This is a genomic window from Pelotomaculum terephthalicicum JT, assembly GCF_022410535.1.
In the GTDB taxonomy this organism is placed as follows: domain Bacteria; phylum Bacillota; class Desulfotomaculia; order Desulfotomaculales; family Pelotomaculaceae; genus Pelotomaculum_D; species Pelotomaculum_D terephthalicicum.
Genome location: NZ_JAKNBL010000076.1, coordinates 1 through 5,017 on the forward strand (window position 1 = coordinate 1; position 5,017 = coordinate 5,017).

A 5,017-nucleotide genomic window follows, 5' to 3' on the forward strand; every position below is an offset into this window, starting at 1 on the left:
CCTTGTCGCTATGCGATTACAAACCTACTTCACGGCCTTTGTGGTGAATGTAAAAAGAATCGTGAAATTAAACGAACTAAAAGCGGTATAATGTTGCCGCTTATTTTATTTTCAATACTATTTTGATATTCAGATTGATTTATAAAGGAATATACATGCGCTGAAAAAGCCGCTGCTTTATAAAATAGTGGCTTTTTCAGTGCCCTTGATTTTCAAGGCTTCGCTGGTTATTACTGGTGCGCCCGGCAGGAATCGAACCTGCGCTTCCGGCTCCGGAGGCCGGCGCTCTATCCCCTGAGCTACGGGCGCATAACCAAACCAATAAAATTAAGTTACTATAATATTATATCTAAATTCAACCTTATTGCAAGGGAAGGTTTTGGGGAAGTTGTTTTGGGCTACGATTTACTACAGGTTTATTTGCTTTATGGCGGCCTTTAAAATATCCGCCGAGCGCCGCAAGGCCTCTTCTTCCTCCCCTTTCAGCGGCAATTCCAGCGGACTTCCCCGCCCCCGCGAGTTTACCACAGCCGGCAGGCTCAAACAACAGCCGCTGATGCCGTAAGCGCCGTCAATCAGCCCGGATACTGTCAGGATACTGTACTCATCGCGGATAATGCTTTCACAGATTCGCTTCACCGCCAGGCTGACGGCGTAGTACGTCGCTCCCTTTTTCGAAATAATCTCGTAGCCGGCGTTTCTCACCCTGGCGTCAACCTCCTGCCGGTCAACCGGCGGGATGCCGGCCAGTTCGCAGAAACGACCCAGCCCCGTGCCGGCGATGTACGCCAGGCTCCAGAGCAGCACTTCACTGTCTCCGTGCTCTCCCACGACGTAAGCGTGGATATTCCTGGAGGCGACACCGCAATGGCAGCTCAGATTATGCCGGAAACGGGAGCTGTCCAGAACCGTTCCGGAGCCGAAAACCCGCTCCGGGGGCAGTCCGGTGATTTTCAAAGCGGCGTAGGTCAGCACGTCAACAGGATTGCTGACAATTAAGAGGATGCCGTCGCCGCCCACGCGCCGCAATTCGGCAAGGCTCTCCCGCAAAATAGCGTAATTCTTTTGCAGCAGGTCCAACCGGCTTTCTCCCGGCCTCTGGCTTGCCCCGGCGCAGAAGATTACAAGGCCGGCGTCCCGGCAATCCTCAAAAGATCCGGCGTATATTGTCACCGGCTTGATAAAAGCAGCGGCGTGCGCCAGGTCCATGGCCTCGCCTTCGGCCTTGGCGCTGTTAACGTCCACCAGCACCAGTTCCGAAACGAGGCCGCTGATAGTCAGGGCGTAAGCCACCGAGGCCCCGACCGACCCGGCTCCCACCACGGCAGCCTTCCGGTTCGACTTGCTCAGAATTGTTAATCAACTCCGTTTTGTTTTTCACTATTATACCCGGCTGAAGCAAGGAAGATTCCGGAACTGTCCGGCCATAACCAGCATAGTGATGTATATCAAATCACCAGTACAGGTATCATAAAAAACATATATGAACCATGGCCGTTGCGGCAATAAAAGCGCCTCGCCGCCCTAGAAATCCGTGTAAATAAACCTGGACTCCTGGCCGGTGCTGAATAACACCGCCAACACAATAATTATCGTTAATATAAGAGCTTTTAAAACATTTAAAATAACGACCCTGACCATAAAATAACATCACCACCTAAAAATAATTCCGAGCGGCTCAAACAGGACGCCCAGGATGTAAAACGCGTTTCTCAGATTCGTGGCAAAAAATACCCAGCCGACACAGACGAAATGAAAAGTTAGAACAACGGATACCGTTTTTATTAGCGGAGCCGGCAGTTTTTCAACATAGCTGACGATCGCAGAGGCTTTTTTCCGGTAGAGTCTATGAAAACTCATCCCGACCCCGTGGTAGAAACCCCACACCGCAAAATTCCACGCCGCGCCGTGCCAGAGGCCGCACAATACCATGGAAACAAGGAGATTTCTAATGGTAAAAAACAGCGACCCCCTGTTCCCGCCCAGGGGAATGTAAAGATAATCCCTGATCCAGCTGCTCAAGGACATGTGCCAGTTGTTCCAGAAAGACGCTATATTCGGCTGCAGGTACGGCCGGTTGAAATTTTCCGGCACCCGGAAGCCCAAAAGCCTGGCGCTGCCGATGGCGATGTCCGAATAGCCGGCGAAATCAAAATAGATTTTTACGGCGAAGGCATAGACAGCCACCCATAAATCCTGCGCGGAGACGCCGGCAGGATTTGCCAGAGGCCAGGTATAATATAACATACTGTCGGCAATGATTACCTTCTTCCCAATGCCGATGATGATGCGGTACAGGCCGTCGCTGAGGAATTCCAGCCGAAAGGCGGTTTGGCCGCGCAACTGCTCCAAAAACGGCTGAAACCTCTTAATGGGCCCTGACACCAAAGTGGGAAAGAAGAGGCCGAAAGCGGTGAATTCAATTAAGCCGGCCTTGGGCGCCACGCCTTTGTAGGTGTCCGCCAGGTAGTGGATAAATTCGAAGACAAAAAAGGACAAGCCCAGCGGCACAACCAGGTCAGGAACGGTAAAGGCGCTTTCCCGGTGCAGCACGCCGGAAAGATGATTCAACGCTGACGCGAAAAGTTTCAGGTACTTATAGTAAGCTAGCGCTCCGAGGCAGACAGCCAGGGACACGATGAAAATTGCCTTTATGCTTGATGAACTAACTAATCCGCCATGCGGCTTTTCAAATTTAATTCGATAAATGACGGCGCCGAACCCATAAGCCGCCAGGAGCAGGGCAACGATCAGCAGGGTGTGCACGGGATAATAATAAGTGTAAAAAACCAGGCCCGCCAGAACGAGTGCCGTGGGGCGGCCCCTGGAGGGAATAACCGTCCAGTAAAGGATGGAGAATGTCGCCAGGAACGCTCCGTATATCCACGTGTTAAAAATCATCTGGCATGGACTCCTTGCAGGTATGGCCGCAGGTCCCTGCTCAAAAGTTCGGCCATGGCGGCGTTTCCGCCGTCAAGCATGTGCAGGGAATCGTGGAACAGCTCCTGCGGGATGGCGTCCTGGTAATTAAAAAACGCGATATCCCTTTGGAGCGCCGCCCGCGCAATGATGCCGGTGTTCTTCTCATATGCGTCGTAGTCAAGCAACTAGTATCGCTGCAGCAGGGCATGGTTGACCGGGCTCAAAAAAATGACCGCCGGGATTTCATTTTCCTCCAGGTAGCGGCAGAGTTCCCGATAGTACTTGAAATCCACATATAAATCAAGGACATCACTCTTCACGTGGGCTCCGCTCTCGAACCGGAAACTACTGTCAAACCCCATCCGGTGGTAAACATACCATTCGGCCCATAAATTAGAAGCGACGAAGAAGAGCGCCAGAGATACCAGAAATGCAATTCTTCCCGCCGTTTGCTGTCTCACTTCATGTCCTCCCCAAAAGGAACACTTACGCACTCATAACTTTCTTTCGACAAAAGTGGAGCATTCCCTTTTACAAACTTTTTGGTAAACAGCATTGAGCAACATCCCAGGTTGCAAACCGGACAAAAAACAACCCCCGGCAAAATCCATGTGTGGATGGTTTGACGGGGTGGACAAGAAGTCAAGGATTAGCGAGCTTAAACAAAGTCCCCGCCGGGATTAAGCACAGCCAGTGTTAATTATCCTGTTAGCAAAGGGTTTCTCTGACTTACATTTATGTCGATGAGGGTAACCGGAACAATCTAAGCATTGATAAACCCTAATTTGCTCTTATACCCATTTTCACTGGTACGGTTATACTCATTCCGGAAAACCAGAGTCCTGGCCTGACCCCGCCTATTTCTTACCGAAATGAAGCAACAAATAAAGCTGTAACCAAGAATTGCACATTACCCAAATGGTTACGTGACGCCGGAGAACAAGCTGGTTTAAATTTCTCCCAATTATTACAAACTTCTATCAAAGAAGCACTTGGTATTAAATCAGCAAAGACGTCTTTCCCTGACGACTCGCCCCTCGTGATGAAATATTGGGCACGTTACCGACATAACCTTGCGTTCCTTCATGGCAGCTTACAGAGATTATTTCAATATGTTTGGAATATTATCTATTATAATCCGTCCAGAGGACTATATAGGTGGGTGGGTAGTGAATGGGTGGTCGATATGGTATAATGTCATTAAAACATTGAGGTGATATAACATGGCCATTGAACGTCTGGCTGAAGAAATACGTAAACTAACCCCCAGTCAGCGTGAAAAACTGTTTAAAATGTTTAACACGCCTGTTTCTGAAGATGAAAAAAGAGGTGGTCCAAACGACCCTTTCTCTCGGTTGATTGGAAAGGTTAATGCCCCCAAAGATGGTTCTCAGCGGTATAAGGAGGATTTATATGGTGGCAAGGCCCCCCTCTAAACTTTTTATCGACTCTGCTGCATTAATTGCTATATTTAGCAAAAACGACCAGTATCATGATAATGCCGTTGATTACTATGGTTCGTTAACCAAGAAAACAATACTAATTACAACAATACTTGTAATATCAGAGACTTATACGTGGTTCAGATACCATGTAAACTACAGAACAGCCATAGAATTCTTAGATGTTATTCAGGATTCCATTGCCTCTAAATGGTTAAAAATTATCTACCCTGATCCAGTTCTGGATACTCAAGCGCAAGTAATCTTGCGCCAATTTCAAGACCAGAAGTTATCATATGTTGATGCAATAAGTTTTGCTGTAGTCGAAAACATGAAAATAAAAGACGTATTTGGTTTCGACTCTCATTTTCGTATTAAAAAAACAAATATTTGGCCCCTGGGCTTATAGTCGATTTTAACTCGCAGGAGCCATCAGAACTCTAATGTAAAAATTTTTGGCTATCCGGATTTCCACTTTTTTAATCAGAGTTACCACCTCCTCGGCAAAAAAACCCTAAGCCTTGTCATCAAGGGCACTGAAAAAGTCCATTTGCAGCAATGCAGATGGACTTTTTGTCCAAAATTTTTGTCCAAAAATGGTATAATTATTCATGAAAGAAGTTGAGTGAGCGGGGGAATCAAAAATGCTCATC

At 47.9% G+C, this 5,017-nt stretch carries 6 protein-coding genes and 1 tRNA gene; 2 read left to right on the top strand and 5 right to left on the bottom strand.

The window, feature by feature from the left end; all coding sequences use genetic code 11:
* Positions 1 to 234 precede the first annotated feature (234 nt).
* From L9W92_RS18375 to L9W92_RS18395, 5 genes are all read right to left on the bottom strand, one after another.
* Positions 235 to 309: transfer RNA gene (locus L9W92_RS18375), tRNA-Arg, on the bottom strand.
* A gap of 99 nt (positions 310 to 408) precedes the next feature.
* Positions 409 to 1,353 carry an L-lactate dehydrogenase gene (locus L9W92_RS18380; protein WP_376741835.1) on the bottom strand — a complete coding sequence of 315 codons (945 nt, stop codon included), beginning with the start codon at positions 1,351 to 1,353 and terminating at the stop codon, positions 409 to 411.
* A gap of 297 nt (positions 1,354 to 1,650) precedes the next feature.
* Positions 1,651 to 2,901: an MBOAT family O-acyltransferase gene (locus L9W92_RS18385; protein ID WP_240085195.1), complete on the bottom strand. Its 1,251-nt coding sequence runs from the start codon at positions 2,899 to 2,901 to the stop codon at positions 1,651 to 1,653.
* A complete protein-coding gene (locus L9W92_RS18390; protein ID WP_240085196.1) occupies positions 2,898 to 3,107 on the bottom strand; it encodes a hypothetical protein in 210 nt (69 codons plus the stop codon). Before L9W92_RS18390 ends, L9W92_RS18385 begins: the two co-directional genes overlap by 4 nt.
* Entirely contained in the window at positions 3,108 to 3,383 is a 276-nt protein-coding gene (locus L9W92_RS18395) for a hypothetical protein (protein ID WP_240085197.1), read from the bottom strand.
* A 762-nt stretch (positions 3,384 to 4,145) separates the two neighbouring features.
* Here L9W92_RS18395 and L9W92_RS18400 point away from each other — a divergent pair.
* A complete protein-coding gene (locus tag L9W92_RS18400; protein ID WP_240085198.1) occupies positions 4,146 to 4,358 on the top strand; it encodes a hypothetical protein in 213 nt (70 codons plus the stop codon).
* A complete protein-coding gene (locus tag L9W92_RS18405; protein ID WP_240085199.1) occupies positions 4,336 to 4,773 on the top strand; it encodes a type II toxin-antitoxin system VapC family toxin in 438 nt (145 codons plus the stop codon). The genes L9W92_RS18400 and L9W92_RS18405 overlap by 23 nt, the downstream gene beginning before the upstream one ends.
* The last annotated feature ends 244 nt before the right edge of the window (positions 4,774 to 5,017 follow it).